Here is a 16,010-nt window from a genome sequence, read left to right as displayed (position 1 = left end):
GTGAGTGTCTAAGACTGCGGGATTGATGCAACGGATGGCATAGATACAGCTTGCGGCAGAAATACAAGGTAGCGAAGGACAGGAGAACGTATCCTGTTCTTTTTTTTGTATTCGGGTCGGATAAAGTGGAATTTGAAAATTTAAACATTGACTTTCGGTAAAATGGTAGCTAATATAGCTATTGTGTCTAATTATGATAATCATTATCAATATAATGATAAATATTATCACATTGGAACAGCTTTGATTTTTGAAAAAATAGGGGGATATATAAAATGAACAAAAGGCTAATGGGTTTAATTATGGTCATCATGGTTATGCTGGTCGCGGCAGGCTGTGGATCTAACACAACGAATAATTCAGCAGCAGAAGGAACGGCAACTGACAATTCAGCTGCTGCAAATACAAATGGGGAGTCCGCTGCGGCTGGTCCTATTGTACTTAAGGATGCTAAAGGCGAGGTTAAGCTGGATAAGCCCGCGCAAAAGGTTGTCGTACTAGAGTGGACGTTTACGGAAGACGTGATTGCGCTTGGCATGCAGCCAGTGGGGAATACCGATAACGCACAATATAAGCAGTATGTGACATCAGAGGCGCCACTGGATGCAAACGTGACGGATGTTGGTTTGCGTGAAGAGCCGAATCTGGAGACGATTGCGGCTTTGAAGCCGGATTTGATTATTGCGAATACGGATAGCCACGAAGCGATCTATGATCAATTGAAAGGCATTGCGCCAACGTTGATTTTTAGTCTGTACCCGCTTGAAGGGGAAACCAATCAATATGATCAGATGGAAGAAGTGTTCAAAACGATTGCAGCTGCTGTTGGCAAAACAGAGGAAGGCACGAAGGTTCTAGCTGACCTGGATGCGCATTATGCGGATGCAAAGGCGAAGCTGGAGGCGGCAGGCAAGGGCGGCTTCAACTATGTACTGACACAAGCGTACAGCTACCAAAATGCAGCAACGTTGCGTCTTTTTACTGATAACTCTCTTGCCGTACAAACGTTGAATCGGATTGGCCTGAAAAACGATTGGAAATCGGAAAATTTTGAGGTTTATGGATTTAGCACTTCGACGGTTGAAGCGCTGCCTGCGGTTCAAGACACCAATCTAATCTACATCGTCCAAAAGGATGATGATATTTTTTCGAAGGAGCTAAAGGATAACTCCGTTTGGAACGGTCTTACCTTCGTTAAGGAAAAACGTTTCTTCGGATTAGATAGCGCGACCTGGGTGTTCGGCGGTCCAATCTCCTCTAAAGTGATCGTTGATGAAGTTGTAAATACATTAACGAAATGAGTGGCACGATGAACGAAAATGTTAACAACGAAGCCTCAATCGGAATGGCCTGGCGGGTAATTGGAATATTTGGGGGCGGCATTGCCGCCCTTTTCGTATTATCGATTTTAAGTCTTTGCTTCGGGGAGGCCAAAATCCCGGCAGCTACCGTATTAGATGGGTTGCTCGGCCGCCAAGATATAATGGAGCATAATCTGCTCTGGGATATCCGTATGCCGCGCACGGTTATTGGTATTTTGGCTGGTGCTGCGCTCGCTGCGGCTGGTGCTTTACTGCAAACGATAACGAAAAATCCGCTCGCTGCCTCCGATACATTAGGTATCAATGCCGGGTCTTATTTTATGGTTGTCCTTGGCTTGGTAGCTTTTCCTGCTCTGCAGCAGCAGTTCCCATTTTTGCTGGCGGCGGCGGGGGGATTGCTGGCGGCGTTAATTGCCTATTTCCTGAGCGGCGGCCGGAAGGCCACACCTATCAGACTTGCCTTATCAGGCATGATCGTATCTATGGTGCTTGGGGCGTTTACAACGGCCATTCAAATTTTTAAGCAAACGGAAACGCAAAATTTATTTTTATGGGGCTCAGGCTCCTTGATTCAGCTGAACTGGAGCGGCGTCTTGTATGCATGGCCTTTCGTCATTGCCCTGCTTGGGATCGCGATGCTCGCAGGAAGGCAATTTGATGCCTTGGAGCTCGACGAATCTACTGCTCGCTCGCTTGGGCAGCGTGTAGGATTAACACGGGCAATGGGGCTTGGCCTCTCGGTACTGCTGGCTGCCATTGTAGTCAGTGTAGTTGGTCCGATTGGCTTCGTTGGTTTGGTCGCTCCCCATCTTGTCCGGCTTAGCGGTATTCGCAAGCATCGCCTGCTCATTCCCGCCAGCGCATTGTGGGGAGCACTGCTCATTACGGCGGCGGATTTGCTTGCTCGTATGGTACGGAGCAATTTAGGGGAAATGCCGGTTGGCGCGGTCATGGCGATTATTGGAGCGCCTTGGCTCATTTGGCTCGTACTCACCAAGATGAAAAATATATCCGGAGCAGGCTCTGGGCAGTCATCTATGAACATCGGCGGGGTAGCGCTGCGTATGCGCTTCGCTCCGACTGTGATATCCATGACAGCGCTGCTCATCGTTATCATCCTTGTAAGCTTGTCGCTTGGGGGAACGAGAATACCGATTGCCGATTTGCTGGGCAGCCTTGTCGGTGGAGGAGACTCATCGTATTCTGTGCTGCTGAATTTAAGGCTCCCGCGTACACTTGTTGCGGCTGGAGGCGGTATTGCGCTTGCAATTAGCGGCGTCTTAATTCAAAGCGCCGTCCGAAATCCGTTGGCCGACGCCTCAATTATTGGCGTAACGTCGGGAGCGGGGTTTGGCGCGCTAATCGTATTGGTTGCACTGCCGAATTTAACAATCTTCGCCCTTCCGTTTGCTGCAATTGCAGGTGGGATTCTTGCCGCGGCCTTTGTATTTTTGTTAGCATGGCGCAAATCCTTAAATCCGTCTGTTCTTATTTTGCTTGGCATCGCAGTATCGGCAATCGGCGCTGCGGGCATACAGGCGATGATCGTCAAGGCGAGCCTGTGGAACAGTACAGCGCTAATATGGTTAACGGGCACGACCTATGGGCGAGGCTGGAACCAATTTTATAGCATTATGCTGTTTCTGGTTATCCTTTTACCGGTTGCCTACTATTTGGGACGGAAATTTGATTTGCTGGCGTTTGGCGACGAAAGTTCGGTAGGCCTTGGCCTTCCGGTTCGAGGAACGCGGCTCTGGGCGATGATTATCGGCGTTTTGCTGGCAGCGGGAGCTGTTGCGAGCGTAGGTACGATAGGTTTTCTCGGACTTATGGCGCCGCATGTCGTGCGCATGATGATTGGGCATCACACGAGACGCTCCATTATTTTGTCAGGGCTGCTCGGCGGCTTGCTGCTCGTCATTGCCGATACGCTCGGAAGAACGATTATGGCGCCGAAAGAAATTCCGTCAGGCCTAATTATTATGCTGATTGGCAGTCCGTATTTCCTGTTCCTCATGTACCGCTCGCTGGTTAGGAAATTTTAGAAAGTTTCAGGAGCTTTCAGGAGGTTTGACGGACACAGCAGCCGCTATTTCGGCAAAAACACGGATATGGCACAGGCTGCGGACTCAGGGGCAGCTAATGCACGGCCATAAGCCATTTTGACGGGATATTGAGGGCAATAACGGATTTCCTGTCCGCTTATGGCCTGAAATCGAATCAAAAGCCCAAATAGCGGAACCTCAGTCCTTCAACATTTAAAGGTATCAAAGTTAGTTGCATGAAACAGTTCGATTATGGTTAGATATTACCATGATTGGCCTGTTTTTTGCTTTTTTATCCGTTTTTTCAAATATAGACGAGTGGAGCGTTAGAGCAAGGAGTGAAGATAGAGTGGAAGTCATGAACGACACGATAAACATCGACGAGCAGCTTTTTTGGTTCACGCATAGCGCCATTAAAGTGATGGACGTTCGGCATATAAAAATGAAGCTAGGGGAAGCGCTTAGCGCCTATCGGCTTCCGGCCAATGCGTTTTTGTTTGCATTGCGAGGCAGTGCAGCGGTCGCATTGGACAACCGGGAGTATGCATTCAAAAAATTTCAAATGCTGCATGGCGGAAAAGGCTTTTATTTGGATATTCGCTCGACAGAGGAGCTTTTTGAATATTATCTCATCCTCTACAAAGCGGTTCAGCCGCTTCTGAATATGCCGGAGAAACAGCGGCTGCTGGAGAAAAATCCTTTTCGCATGCAATATGGCGTTACGCCTGCTTTTCCAATATCTCTTTATGAGAAGCTGAAGCAGTTGGACGAGGAATTTCACAAGGGCGGCAAGCTTGCCGAGCTGCATGTGAAAACATTGTTTTACGATTTTATATATGAATGGATGCGGCAGCTCAGTGAGCAGGAGGTTCCCGTTATAAAAGCAGATCTGGTCGCCCAGGCGGTCAGGTTCATCCATGAGCATTATGCCGAAGCCATTACACTGGAGCGGCTGGCGAAGGTGCTGGAGTGCACGCCAAGGCATTTAACACGCCTGTTCAAAAATCAAATCCAGCATAGTCCGATTGATTATCTCATCCAGCTTCGTATCGAGAAGGCGAAGGAGTTGCTGACGAGCACGGAGGGGACTTTACAGGAAATCGCTGCCGGTGTCGGCTATCCGGACGTCTATTTTTTCAGTCGTATTTTTAAAAAGCATACGGGCATTTCGCCGATCCATTATAAAACGGAAGCGAGCGCTCCGCGAAAACGCCCTTATAATCCATTATTGATGTCCCGATACCCTATTGTGTCGAGAAGACGCAGCGGGCATACTGTTATTGGTGATAATCATTATCAAAACAGTAGTGAAGGGGCATTAAAAATGAACAGAGGTTCGAAACAATCCATTGCCATTATGATGCTGCTTGCGATGACTTTATTGGTCAGCGCATGCGCAAGTTCGGCAAATTCTCCAGCGACAAATGGCACTGCACCAGCCGCAAGCAGCAATGCAGCGGAACAGACAGCGAGTGAGCGAATACTGAAGGACGGTTTGGGCAATGAAGTTAAGGTTCCAGCTAATCCTAAACGGGTTATAGCCTCTTATTTGGAAGATCATTTGGTGGCGCTAGGCGTCATTCCGGTTGCTCAGTGGTCGGTCAGTGATGGGAAGGTGCAAAATTATTTGCAGAAGGAGCTGGCTAATATCCCTGCTATTCCATCCGAGCTTCCCTATGAAGTCGTGATGAGCTACCAGCCGGATCTCATTATTATCGACAATGCGGAAATGGTGATGGGGGACAAGTACGCACAATATGCTAAAATTGCCCCAACCTATACGGTAGGCAGCGATGTCAACAATGATTGGCGGCAGGAGCTGCTGAAGGTAGGCGAAGTGCTGAATAAGAGCGAGGAAGCGAAGCAGGTGCTGGCTGATTATGAAGCGAAAGCAGCAGATGCCAAGGAAAAGCTGCATCAGGCGATCGGAGATAAGTCAGCTGCTGTTCTCTGGGTTACGGCTAAAAATGTGTACGTCGTCAACCAAAACTTATCCAGCGGCGATTTGCTTTATCGGGATCTGGAGTTGACCGTTCCGAATGTTGTTGCGGAAATATCGTCGACAGCGAAGGCGAATTGGAGTGCGATTTCCAAGGAGAAGCTGGCCGAGCTGGACGCCGATTACCTGTTCATTGTGAATAGCAGGGAAGCGACGAAAGAGGAAATTTTGAGCGATCCAATCTGGCAGGGCATTCCTGCGGTTAAAAATAACAACGTCTACGCGTATGACAACAATGCCAGCTGGCTGTATACGGGAACGATTGCGAACTCGCAGATGATTGATGATGTGCTTGAGAGTATTGTGAAATAAATAAATCATTATAACCCGTAAAGTGGATGCTCTAACAACCTCCACTTTACGGGTTGTTTTCTTGTAATGCTTAAATAAGTGCAGAAAATAGTGATTTTATTGCCATATCAAATTCCCCGCCCGTATTGTAGAATGATGCACATAAGCGGTGCATGATACGAAAGGAGACGACAGATGAAGAGCTTCCAGCTGAGCAAGCTGTATATACCATTTACGTATAAAATGATGATTCCCTATATGGCGCTTGTACTGCTGACGGATGTGCTGGTCGGCTATATATCGTATACGATGCTCATCCAATCGCGAACGGAGATGGCGGAGACGAATATTCGCACCGCGCTGGAGCAGACGCGCAATAATATTGAATACCAAATGGATGAAATTGAGCGCATATCGAGCACGCTTTTCAGCAGCTTAACTTTTCAGAATGCGCTGCAAAACACGGGAGAGCCGCTGGAAATGATGCTGAAAATGAAGGATGACATCATACCGCAGATGAGAGCGCCGCTCCAACTGTATGGCAACAATATCAGGCTTGCCGTCTACACGGTAGACGAGAAATTGTACGAGGTGCCGGGCGATGATATGGACAAGCCGATTCAGCGCAGAGACTATTATGTGCTCTCGGTGCGTCAGATCGAGCATACAGACTGGTTCAAGTCACTTCAAGCATCCAATCAGGATAATCTTTGGATACAGCTGGGTTCCGACCGCAAGCTGGAAAACGTTTCGCATTTTCGCAAGCTGGTGTCCTCCAGCGGGATGGCTCCCATTATCGGCTATGTGCGCGTGACGGCCCGCTTCGATGAGCTGCTTGGCAACTTCGATACGTTCCCGATCGATCAAGGCATCAGCTTGCGGCTGCTAAACACTCAATCAGGCGAGGTCATGTATACGCGCGGCATAACAAGCGACCATTCTGATTCGGCCTCCTACCTTAGTGTGAAAGAGGAAATACCCGGAACGCCATTCGTCATTGAAACGATAGTGCCGCATGCTTATTTAAACAAGGACGCCAGCCGCATGCAAAAGGTTATTTTCGCCGTGTGCTTGATCAGCTTTCTGGTCATGGTGTTTATTGGCTACATCGTTGCCCGGCTTTCCGGGAAGAAGATGAAGCGAATCGTCACCTTGGTCCGCTCCTTCCAAGAGGGGAACTTTCATAAGCGGATTGGTTTTACCGGCAATGACGAGTTTGTCCACATCGCCAATTCCTTTAATCAGATGGCAACGAGCATTCAAGAGCTGATCAAAAATGTCTACGTGCAGGGCATTCAGAAAAAGCAGGCGGAGCTGGATGTGCTGCAAGCGCAGATCAGCCCTCATTTTTTGTATAACACGCTCTCGACGATTGGCAGCTTGGCTAATTTGGGCGAGACGGACAAGGTGACGGCGATGGTTCAGGGGCTGTCGAAGTTTTACCGATTAACGTTAAATGGCGGTAACGTTTACATCACGCTGGAGAAGGAGCTAGAGCAGGTAAAGACGTATTTGGACATTCAGCGAGTCAAATATGCGGACACGTTCGAGGTTTATTACGATGTTGAGCCGGATATTTTGCAAACACCGATCATTAAGCTTATTTTACAGCCATTTGTCGAAAATATATTTAAGCATGCCTGGTTTGGCAAAACGATAGCGATTCGCATAACGGGCAGGCGGCTGGGCGACCGCATTGAGCTGAAAATTATTGATACTGGCATAGGAATGCGGCCGGATACGCTGAGGAAAATGCTCTCGAATACGCCTTTGCCTTTGCCAGCTCTTGCCGACCAAACGGATAGCGTGGAAAATGGCCAATCGGATAAATATGGGCTGAAAAACGTCGAAGAGCGGATCAAGCTGCGCTACGGCACAGATTTTGGGATTCGAATTGGCAGCCATTATGGTGCAGGCACAACGGTGCAAATTATTCTTCCAGTGGAAAATGCCGAGATTCGGGAGGATGCGGAAGGGATTTGATCCATAAGCAGCTAAGAGGGGAGAGTGCGGGGATGGACATTAGTTTATTATTGGTGGATGATGAGGCGATCGACTTGGAATGGCTTCGCCGAAGGGTAGTCGGCAACGAGCGCCTGCATTTGCAGGATGTGTCCGTGGCCACTAGCGGGTTTGAGGCGCTGGAAATGATGGAGCAGAAGCGCATCGATCTGATTCTCTCGGATATTCGCATGCCGATTATGTCGGGGATGGAATTTGCGCGCAGGGCGAAGGCGATTAACCCGCAGGCCCATCTTGTTTTTATAAGCGGACATCAGGATTTCAGCTATGCGAAGGAAGCGATCCAACTGAACGCCTCCGGATATTTGCTTAAGCCGGTTGATGATAACGAGCTTCATGATATGCTGCTGGAGCTGTGCAACAAAATCGAGCAGGAGCGGATGCAAAACCAATCGCTGACCGAGACTCTGACGCTTGTGCATCAGGAGCTGCTGCTGCGCTGGTTTAACGAGCCGACATCGGGGCGGGTAGAGCAGCATCTCCACAGCTTCCTCATGCCTCTGCTGCAGGGCGGAGCAGCCGTTGCCATTATTGAAATCGACGATTTGGAGTGGAAGCTGGGTAAAATGGCAGCTGACGAGCGCCGTTCCTTAACAGCGGAAATGGCGTTGTTCATTCGGACCTTTGTAGATCGGCATCAAGTTGGAACCGTGCTGACCAGCTATGACTATCATTTTGTGCTGCTGGCGACGGTGCAGGAGGCGGAATGCAAAGCTCTGCTTGAAAAGCTGGTGCAAGCATTTAATGAAGCTTTTCCGTATTCGATTACGATTGGCGCTGGCATGCATACAACGGTTATCGCCAAGCTGCATGATGCCTATCAGCAGGCACAGGCAGCGCTCAGCATCAAATGGATTGTCGGGAAAAACAGGCTTATTCACGATGCAGCGGCTTGGTCGCCGAAAGAAGCGATGGCCTACAGCCTCGAAGAGACGGTAGACCGTATGCTGCGCGCGATGCTGGAATATGATCTGACGACGGTTGATGATTGCTTGCGGGAGCTGTTCAGCGGCGACCAGCCGTTAACCGGGAAAAACGACATCTACGACCTCATCATTCGCATTACGTCCAAGCTGCATGCGGATCTCCAGCAAATGAACGAGCATTTATATGAAATTTTAAAATGGGACTCCCATCAGCCGTTTGTTTTGTTCCAATTTGAGACGGTGCATGACATTCTCTCCTGGCTGAGAAGGCGGTTTTTCGAGCTGTCCGAGCTGCTGTATTTGAAGAAGCAGCGGCAGAAGCGGAAGCTGATTGAAGAAATTGCGCTATATGTTGAGCAGCGGCTCGATCAGAAAATTACGCTCAATGAGGTAGCGGCCCACTTTGACTTTACGCCAAACTACTTGGGCCAGCTGTTCAAAGCCGAGACGAATACGCTGTTCAGTGATTTTCTAAGCGAGCTGCGGATGAAGCATGTGTGCAAGCTGCTGGAGGACCCGACCAAGAAAATTTACGAAATTGCCGAGCTGGCTGGCTATAAAAATATTATTTATTTTAATCGTCAATTCAAGCAGCAGGTTGGCATGTCGCCGGGAGAATATCGGAAAAAGCATAATATTTAATCGTATTTCTCTTTTTATTGCATGGTAACGGCCCGGGTCCGGTGGATTCCGGGTTATTTTTAGCCGTTATTTTATCCAATCGTTGAATTAGTATTAGTTTTAGTTGTTCCCCTTAATTATGCGGACGCCCTGCTTTTCTTATAATGAAAGCAGACAAGAGAAGAGAGGGGAGCACAGATGAAGCGACACGGATTTATACAGGATGTCATCAAATATCGGGCTATTTTGCTCATGCTGCTGCCAGCCGTTTTGTTTTTTCTACTGTTTGCTTATATACCAATGGCGGGCATTATTATTGCTTTCAAGCATTATGATTATGCCGGCGGAATCTTTGGCAGCGCGTGGAATGGGCTGGACAACTTTCGGTTTTTCTTTGAATCGGGCGATGCCTGGCGCATAACAAGAAATACGGCGCTCTATAATATCGCTTTTATTGTAGTCAACAATGTGCTGCAAATTTTCACAGCGATTTTGCTGTTCGAGGTTGGGGGCAAATGGTTCCGCAAAATCGCCCAGTCGATTTTGTTCCTGCCTTACTTTATTTCCTGGGTAGTCGTGGGAGCGATTGCCTACAACCTGCTCAGCTTTGACATCGGAACGGTTAATTCCCTGCTGAGGAATATTGGGATGGAGCCGATTGATATTTATAATACGCCTGCCTATTGGCCGATTATTCTCGTACTGGTCGCGGCGTGGAAAACGCTCGGTTACGGTACGATCATGTATTTGGCGGCGATCACGAGCATTGATACCGAAATGTATGAGGCAGCCGAAATCGATGGCGCGAATATTTTTCAGCGTATCTTCAAGGTAACGATTCCTAATTTATATCCGACCGTCATTATATTGGTGCTGCTGGCAGTCGGCAATATTTTCAAAGGCGATTTTGGGATGTTTTACAATATGGTCGGCAATAATGGTGTGCTGTTCTCGTCTACTGATGTTATTGATACGTTCGTATTCAGATCGCTCATCACTTCGAATGATATTGGCATGTCGGCCGCAGCTGGGGTTTATCAATCAGTTCTTGGATTTACCACCATTATGCTGTTTAACTATGCCGTTCGCAAGTATGACAAAGATCGCGCCTTATTCTAGTGGGAGGTCATGAAAATGAGTGTATCTGATGCTAATATCGTCAGCAACAAGTCTGTGAAAAGCGGTCAGCTCGACCGCCAGCTTCTTGCCATTATCGGCTATACTTCCTTAACCGTACTGTCGGTTCTGTGCATATTGCCCTTTATTTTGATCGTATCCTCTTCGTTTACCGAGGAAAGCACCATTGTGCGTGAGGGTTATCAATTTTTCCCAACGGCCTTCTCTGTGGAGCCTTATAAAATCCTATTCAAATATCCCGAACAAATGATTCGGGCGTATGGGGTAACCATCTCCGTTACCGTTATCGGTACAGCGATCGGCCTATTCCTGACCGCTATGACCGCCTATTGCCTATCACGCAAAGATTTCAAATGGCGCAATTTTTTCTCCTTCTTCTTTTTCTTTACGACGCTGTTCAGCGGCGGGCTTGTGCCTTGGTACCTGCTCATCGTCAACTATCTCCATATGAAGGATACGGCGCTGGCGCTGATTGTGCCGCTGCTGCTGAACGTGTTTTATATTATCGTTATGAAATCGTTTATGAGCAACATTCCAGAAGCGATTGTTGAATCGGCCAAAATCGATGGCGCAGGCGATTTCCTCATTTTCATGAAACTTATTCTTCCGCTGTCCAAGCCTGCTCTCGCAACGATCGGTCTCTTCCTTGCCCTCGGCTATTGGAATGATTGGTATAACGCCCTGCTGTTCGTTGCCGACGACAAGCTGATGCCGCTGCAATATTACTTGTACAAAATGTTGGGCAACATGGATGGTATGCGCAAGGCGATGATGGGCTCAGGCGCTGTTGTGACGACAAGCCTGCCGACAGAGGGTCTTAAGATGGCAATGACGGTTGTAGCCAGCGGTCCGATCCTGCTTGCCTATCCCTTCATCCAGAAGTACTTTGTAAAAGGCTTGACGATTGGCGCAGTGAAAGGATAATCCCAAGGGAACTTGGTTTATCAAGATAGATGGGCATATCAACAGTTACATTTAAGGGGGAAATTCAATATGCAAAAGAAGAAAAAAGTCGTTATACCGGCGGTAGCCTTAACTTTAGCCATGGTTCTTGGTGCATGCGGCAACGGTGGCAATACAGGAACAGAAGCGAGCACAGCGCCAGCATCAGGTACTAATTCTTCCGCAACGCAGTCGCCTACAAAGGACGGCTTAGATATTTCCAAAGAGGTCAAGCTGAAAATGGTGTTCGTTGGACCAAAGCCGGTTGATTATGATAGCGTATTTGCGGAAATCAACAAAAAGCTCAAGGAAAAAATCAATGCAACCGTCGATGCCGAGTTTTTGGATTGGTCCGATTGGGCGCAAAAATATCCGCTGAAGCTGGCGGCGAATGAAGATTTCGACCTCATCTATTCCGCGAACTGGGCGGGCTATAACGATCAGGCGCTCAAAGGCGGCTTCTTGGAGCTGACCGATGATATGCTGTCCAAATATATGCCGGAAACATGGAAGGCGATGGACAAGGTAGGCTGGGATCAAGCGAAAGTAAACGGCAAGCTGTACATGGTTCCGCAAAACAGAGGCGAATCGGTAGAGAAGCTGATTTTGTACCGGGAGGACCTGCGTAAAAAATACAATCTTCCCGCTATCGACAGCCCGGAAGCTTATGCTAACTATTTGAAAGCGATCGCTCAAAATGAGAAAGGCATTACGCCATTCACACCGGAAACCGGCGACTGGAAGCTGCATAATTTAGACCGTATCCTGCTCAAGCAGCAAAATGACTGGAACATGCTCGATTTCGACCTGCCGATCGGCTTTAAGCTGACGGATGAAGCGGGCAAAGTGTTTAACGTCTATGAAACACAGGAATTCAAGGATTTGCTGTATTATTACAAAGATCTTGCCGACAATAATGCCTGGTCGAAAAACGTATTGAATAATAAAAATGATCATCAGCAGGATTTCAAGGAAGGCAAAACAGCGTCCATTACGCATAATATGGGAACGCTCGGCTCACTCATGGCATTGATGCGCATGGAAAAATCTCCTTATGAGCTTGCGCTTGCCGACATTACGCCGAATACGAAGAAATCGAATGCCGTATCGACGCAAAACGGCGTTTCTATCCATGCAACGTCCAAAAATCCGGAGCGTTCGCTGATGTTCGTCGACCTGATGCAAAATGACAGAGAGCTTCATGACTTGGTGCAATACGGTATCCCAGGCGTACATTTCACAGCCGTTGGCGACGATAAATACGATACGACCGATAAAAGCGTGAACTTCACAGGCTTCTCCAGCTGGGGCTTCAACTCGCCGCTCAATCGTGACAACGCATCCTTCCCAGAGGAAGCAACCGCGCTCACAAACGATTGGGAAGGAAAGGTTTACCACTACCCACTGGAAACCTTCGTTTTTGACAACAGCAAGGTGAAGACGGAAGTGGCTAACGTCGGTAATGTGATGCTCCGCTTTGCAATTCCGCTGGAATACGGCGCGATTAAGGATGTAGATAAAGGCCTCGAGGATTTGAACAAGCAGGTGAAAGCGGCCGGCATTGATAAAATTATTGCAGAAGTGCAAAGCCAAATCGATGCTTTTCTAGCAGCCAAAAAATAATAGCAGCTCATGCAATAAGCTGCCCGCAGGCAGGACATCTGGCAACAGATGCTCCAGCTGCGGGTTTTTGCTTTTTCAGCAGAGCAATTTGAATAGGATGGGCTAAACCAATTGCGTATCGTTATTGATGGAAATGAGCACAATGGCTGTATCCTCGCCAATATTTTTGGCGTAGTGGGGCATGCAGGCTTTCCAGCTAAAGGAATCGCCTGCATAGATGGTCGCCGATTCGTCCCCCTGCTCTACATAGATCGTGCCGGAGAGGAGGAAGTGGATTTCCTCGCCCGCATGGGCGTGCGCCTCTGCCGTTGATGCGCCGGGCTCAAGCTCGACGAGCATCATTTTGACAGAACCGCGCTCGCTGAGCTGCTCGACCTTCATCTTTCCGCCGCCATACAAGGTGTGCCGACGCTCATCCTTACGCAAAATCTGCATTCGCTCGTCCTTCTTGAGCAGCAGGAAGGCGAGCGGAACGTTCAGCGCACCCGCAATGTGATCCAGCGTAGAAATAGATGGCGATGTTTTGTTATTTTCGACTTGGCTCAGGAAGCCTTGCGATAGTCCAGTAGCCTCCGCAATCTGCTGGATGGAGAGCTGCTTCTTCTTGCGAATTGTACGAATTGTATTGCCAATATCCATGAGTACCTCCTGAAACCTTGGTTGCCTCTTAAACGATGTCGTTAAGCTGTGAGGGCTTTGCTGGCTGATTTGTGAATGTGGCATTAAGCTTCATCCATAGTAGCAAATGTTTTATTGACTTGCCACCATGAGCATGATAATATTTCTCATATAAAACATATATTCTTATAACAAATATATCAGATAAAGAGGCGATGGACAATGACTATTTCCATTCATCCGGCTGCACATATTGGATATGTGAAGCTTAAAGTAAGTAATATGGAGCGCTCGCTCCTTTTTTATAAAGCGGTTGTTGGCTTTAAGGAGCTTTCTCGCAGCGGAAACGAAGTGCAGCTAACGGCTGATGGCAAGCGTCCGCTGCTCATACTGCAGGAGCAGCAGGGTGCGGTTGTTTTGCCGGAGCGTGCAGCTGCGGGACTGTATCATTTTGCAATTTTATTGCCGAGCCGCGAAGCGCTAGGGCTTGCTTTGCGGAATTTGGCAAACCATAATGTAGCCGTTGGACAGGGCGACCATTTGGTTAGCGAAGCTTTGTATTTCAATGATCCAGACAACAATGGCATTGAGATTTACCGCGATCGCCCGCGTGAGCAATGGGAGAAGCTGGAGGGCGGCGGCTATAAGATGGCGACTGATCCCGTTGACATTAAAGGGCTTCTGGATGCTTCCGAAGGCAAAGTATGGAACGGACTGCCGGAGGACACGGTCATCGGGCATGTGCATTTGCATGTAAGCCATCTGCCGCAAGCCCAGCAGTTTTATTGCGACACATTAGGCTTTGATATTATTTTCAATATGGGCGGCTCCGCATTGTTCATTTCGGCGGGCGGCTATCATCATCACCTAGGCCTGAATACTTGGGCAGGCGTCGGTGTTCCAGCGGCTCCAGCGAATGCGGCAGGTCTGGATTACTACACGATTGTGCTTCCTGATCAAGCAGCGATGGACGAAGTACTGGCCAGACTGGGGCAAAAGCAAATACAATTCCGCAAGCAGGCAGATGGCTGGATGGTCACAGATCCTTCTGGCATATCCAGTTTGCTGACGATTGGTGGGTAAGTGGAGATGGAGAAGCAAACGGAAGATCAACAGGAACAGGCCGCTATTGAAATTGGCATTTATACACTAGGCGATATATTGCCTGATCCTCATACATCGGACACGATAAGTGCGAAGCAGCGGATTCAGGACATTATTGCAGCGGCAAAGCTGGCGGATGAGGGAGGCCTTGACATATTCGGCTTGGGCGAGCATCATCGCCATGATTTTGTCGTTTCGGCAACGCCGGTTATGCTGGCAGCTATTGCCCGGGAAACGGAGCGCATTAGGCTGACGAGTGCGACTACCGTGCTAAGTACGGTTGATCCGGTGCGCTTATTTGAGGATTATGCGACGCTTGATTTATTATCTGATGGACGCGCGGAAATTATTGCAGGACGCGGTGCTTTCGTCGAATCGTTCCCGCTGTTTGGCTATGAATTGAGCGATTATGATGAGCTGTTTAGCGAAAACCTGGAGCTGTTCGGCGAGCTAGGCCGCCAGGATACGGTAACCTGGCAGGGCAAGCATCGCCCTGCCCTTCGGGCCGCCGCGATTGCCCCGCGTCCAATTCAGCCGCAAATTCCGGTATGGGTTGGCGTTGGCGGATCGCCGCAGAGCGCCGTGCGCGCAGGGGAGTTTGGCCTCGGCATGATCATGGCGATTCTTGGCGGTTCGCCGGACAGGTTCAAGCCGCTCGTCGATCTTTATCGCGAAACGGGAATCGCGTCGGGCTTTGATGCAGCGAGCTTGAAGGTTGGCGTCACTGGCCACAGTTATATCGCGAAGGATAGCCAGCAGGCGCGTGCGGAATATTTCCCCTATTACACGAATTATTGGTCGCATATGAACCGCCAGCGCGGCAGCGATTTCCGGATTACGCAGGAGGAATTCGCCGATATGACGGCGCCGGATCAGGCCTTGTTCGTCGGCAGCCCTGAGGAAATAGCTGAGAAGATTATTTGCCAGCATGAGCTGTTCGGGCATCAGCGTTTTATTGCCCAGCTCGATATTGGCGGCATTCCTTATGCCAAAGTTGCCGAAAGCATCGAGCTTTTAGCCGGGAATGTCGCACCTATGGTGCGTGCAGCGACAAAAACGAAATCATAGTTTGAACCGCATCCGTGCTGATTTTGCCGAAAGCTGGCGCTTAACGGTATGCCATTCATAGATTCATAGACAATCTGGCAGACGCTGCTTTATAGCGTTTGCCAGATTTTTTTTAAATATAAGCCGATTATAAGTTTCACACTTATAATCGGCTTATATTTCTCGGAATGTAACGCGCCGCGCCGCCAAAGGACGGCGACAGCCGTTTCACCTTGTATGCTCCAAAATATTTTCAATAATCAGACGATTCTACAATTTTCTCGTAAACGATCCTTTACAATAGATTTTAGCG

11 protein-coding genes are annotated in these 16,010 nt (G+C 48.6%); 10 read left to right on the top strand and 1 reads right to left on the bottom strand.

Features of this window, described 5'->3' with window-relative positions; all coding sequences use genetic code 11:
- Positions 1 to 275 precede the first annotated feature (275 nt).
- The 8 genes from ASF12_RS30990 (at position 276) to ASF12_RS30955 (ending at position 12,928) form a co-directional block, all read left to right on the top strand.
- Positions 276 to 1,301 carry an ABC transporter substrate-binding protein gene (locus ASF12_RS30990; protein WP_056042847.1) on the top strand — a complete coding sequence of 342 codons (1,026 nt, stop codon included), beginning with the start codon at positions 276 to 278 and terminating at the stop codon, positions 1,299 to 1,301.
- 8 nt (positions 1,302 to 1,309) lie between these two features.
- Positions 1,310 to 3,367, top strand: coding sequence for an iron ABC transporter permease (locus ASF12_RS30985; protein ID WP_056042845.1), 2,058 nt, complete (start codon positions 1,310 to 1,312; stop codon positions 3,365 to 3,367).
- Between the two features lie 358 nt (positions 3,368 to 3,725).
- Complete coding sequence (locus ASF12_RS34130) at positions 3,726 to 5,678, top strand: AraC family transcriptional regulator (RefSeq protein WP_081419157.1); 1,953 nt, start codon at positions 3,726 to 3,728, stop codon at positions 5,676 to 5,678.
- Positions 5,679 to 5,852: 174 nt separating this feature from the next.
- Positions 5,853 to 7,640 carry a sensor histidine kinase gene (locus ASF12_RS30975; RefSeq protein WP_056042843.1) on the top strand — a complete coding sequence of 596 codons (1,788 nt, stop codon included), beginning with the start codon at positions 5,853 to 5,855 and terminating at the stop codon, positions 7,638 to 7,640.
- A gap of 32 nt (positions 7,641 to 7,672) precedes the next feature.
- Positions 7,673 to 9,247, top strand: a complete 1,575-nt coding sequence (locus ASF12_RS30970) for a response regulator (RefSeq protein WP_056042841.1) — start codon at positions 7,673 to 7,675, stop codon at positions 9,245 to 9,247.
- Positions 9,248 to 9,424: 177 nt separating this feature from the next.
- A complete protein-coding gene (locus ASF12_RS30965) occupies positions 9,425 to 10,345 on the top strand; it encodes an ABC transporter permease (RefSeq protein ID WP_056042839.1) in 921 nt (306 codons plus the stop codon).
- 15 nt (positions 10,346 to 10,360) lie between these two features.
- Positions 10,361 to 11,287, top strand: a complete 927-nt coding sequence (locus ASF12_RS30960) for a carbohydrate ABC transporter permease (RefSeq protein WP_056042838.1) — start codon at positions 10,361 to 10,363, stop codon at positions 11,285 to 11,287.
- 69 nt (positions 11,288 to 11,356) lie between these two features.
- On the top strand, positions 11,357 to 12,928 hold the full coding sequence (locus tag ASF12_RS30955; RefSeq protein WP_056042836.1) for an ABC transporter substrate-binding protein: 1,572 nt from the start codon (positions 11,357 to 11,359) through the stop codon (positions 12,926 to 12,928).
- Positions 12,929 to 13,030: 102 nt separating this feature from the next.
- Here the strand turns inward: ASF12_RS30955 and ASF12_RS30950 are convergent, their stop codons facing one another.
- Positions 13,031 to 13,567: a helix-turn-helix domain-containing protein gene (locus ASF12_RS30950; protein ID WP_056042834.1), complete on the bottom strand. Its 537-nt coding sequence runs from the start codon at positions 13,565 to 13,567 to the stop codon at positions 13,031 to 13,033.
- Positions 13,568 to 13,768: 201 nt separating this feature from the next.
- Between ASF12_RS30950 and ASF12_RS30945 the strand changes: the two genes are divergently transcribed.
- Together ASF12_RS30945 and ASF12_RS30940 are read left to right on the top strand one after the other, a co-directional pair.
- On the top strand, positions 13,769 to 14,629 hold the full coding sequence (locus ASF12_RS30945) for a VOC family protein (protein ID WP_056042831.1): 861 nt from the start codon (positions 13,769 to 13,771) through the stop codon (positions 14,627 to 14,629).
- 6 nt (positions 14,630 to 14,635) lie between these two features.
- Positions 14,636 to 15,718: an LLM class flavin-dependent oxidoreductase gene (locus tag ASF12_RS30940; RefSeq protein ID WP_056042829.1), complete on the top strand. Its 1,083-nt coding sequence runs from the start codon at positions 14,636 to 14,638 to the stop codon at positions 15,716 to 15,718.
- Positions 15,719 to 16,010 lie beyond the last annotated feature (292 nt).

Origin of the sequence: Paenibacillus sp. Leaf72 (assembly GCF_001422685.1) — a bacterium.
Taxonomy (GTDB): domain Bacteria; phylum Bacillota; class Bacilli; order Paenibacillales; family Paenibacillaceae; genus Pristimantibacillus.
The sequence above is the reverse complement of the archived record's forward strand: the minus strand, read 5'-3'. Positions and strand labels throughout refer to the sequence as shown.

What these genes read in the sequence shown, in the direction of transcription:
- ASF12_RS30990 (WP_056042847.1), top strand. Translation starts at nt 276, where the DNA reads ATGAACAAAAGGCTAATGGGTTTAATTATGGTCATCATGGTTATGCTG.
- ASF12_RS30970 (WP_056042841.1), top strand. Translation starts at nt 7,673, where the DNA reads ATGGACATTAGTTTATTATTGGTGGATGATGAGGCGATCGACTTGGAA.
- ASF12_RS30960 (WP_056042838.1), top strand. Translation starts at nt 10,361, where the DNA reads ATGAGTGTATCTGATGCTAATATCGTCAGCAACAAGTCTGTGAAAAGC.
- ASF12_RS30940 (WP_056042829.1), top strand. Translation starts at nt 14,636, where the DNA reads ATGGAGAAGCAAACGGAAGATCAACAGGAACAGGCCGCTATTGAAATT.
- ASF12_RS30975 (WP_056042843.1), top strand. Translation starts at nt 5,853, where the DNA reads ATGAAGAGCTTCCAGCTGAGCAAGCTGTATATACCATTTACGTATAAA.
- ASF12_RS30965 (WP_056042839.1), top strand. Translation starts at nt 9,425, where the DNA reads ATGAAGCGACACGGATTTATACAGGATGTCATCAAATATCGGGCTATT.
- ASF12_RS34130 (WP_081419157.1), top strand. Translation starts at nt 3,726, where the DNA reads ATGAACGACACGATAAACATCGACGAGCAGCTTTTTTGGTTCACGCAT.
- ASF12_RS30950 (WP_056042834.1), bottom strand. Translation starts at nt 13,567, where the DNA reads ATGGATATTGGCAATACAATTCGTACAATTCGCAAGAAGAAGCAGCTC.
- ASF12_RS30955 (WP_056042836.1), top strand. Translation starts at nt 11,357, where the DNA reads ATGCAAAAGAAGAAAAAAGTCGTTATACCGGCGGTAGCCTTAACTTTA.
- ASF12_RS30985 (WP_056042845.1), top strand. Translation starts at nt 1,310, where the DNA reads ATGAACGAAAATGTTAACAACGAAGCCTCAATCGGAATGGCCTGGCGG.
- ASF12_RS30945 (WP_056042831.1), top strand. Translation starts at nt 13,769, where the DNA reads ATGACTATTTCCATTCATCCGGCTGCACATATTGGATATGTGAAGCTT.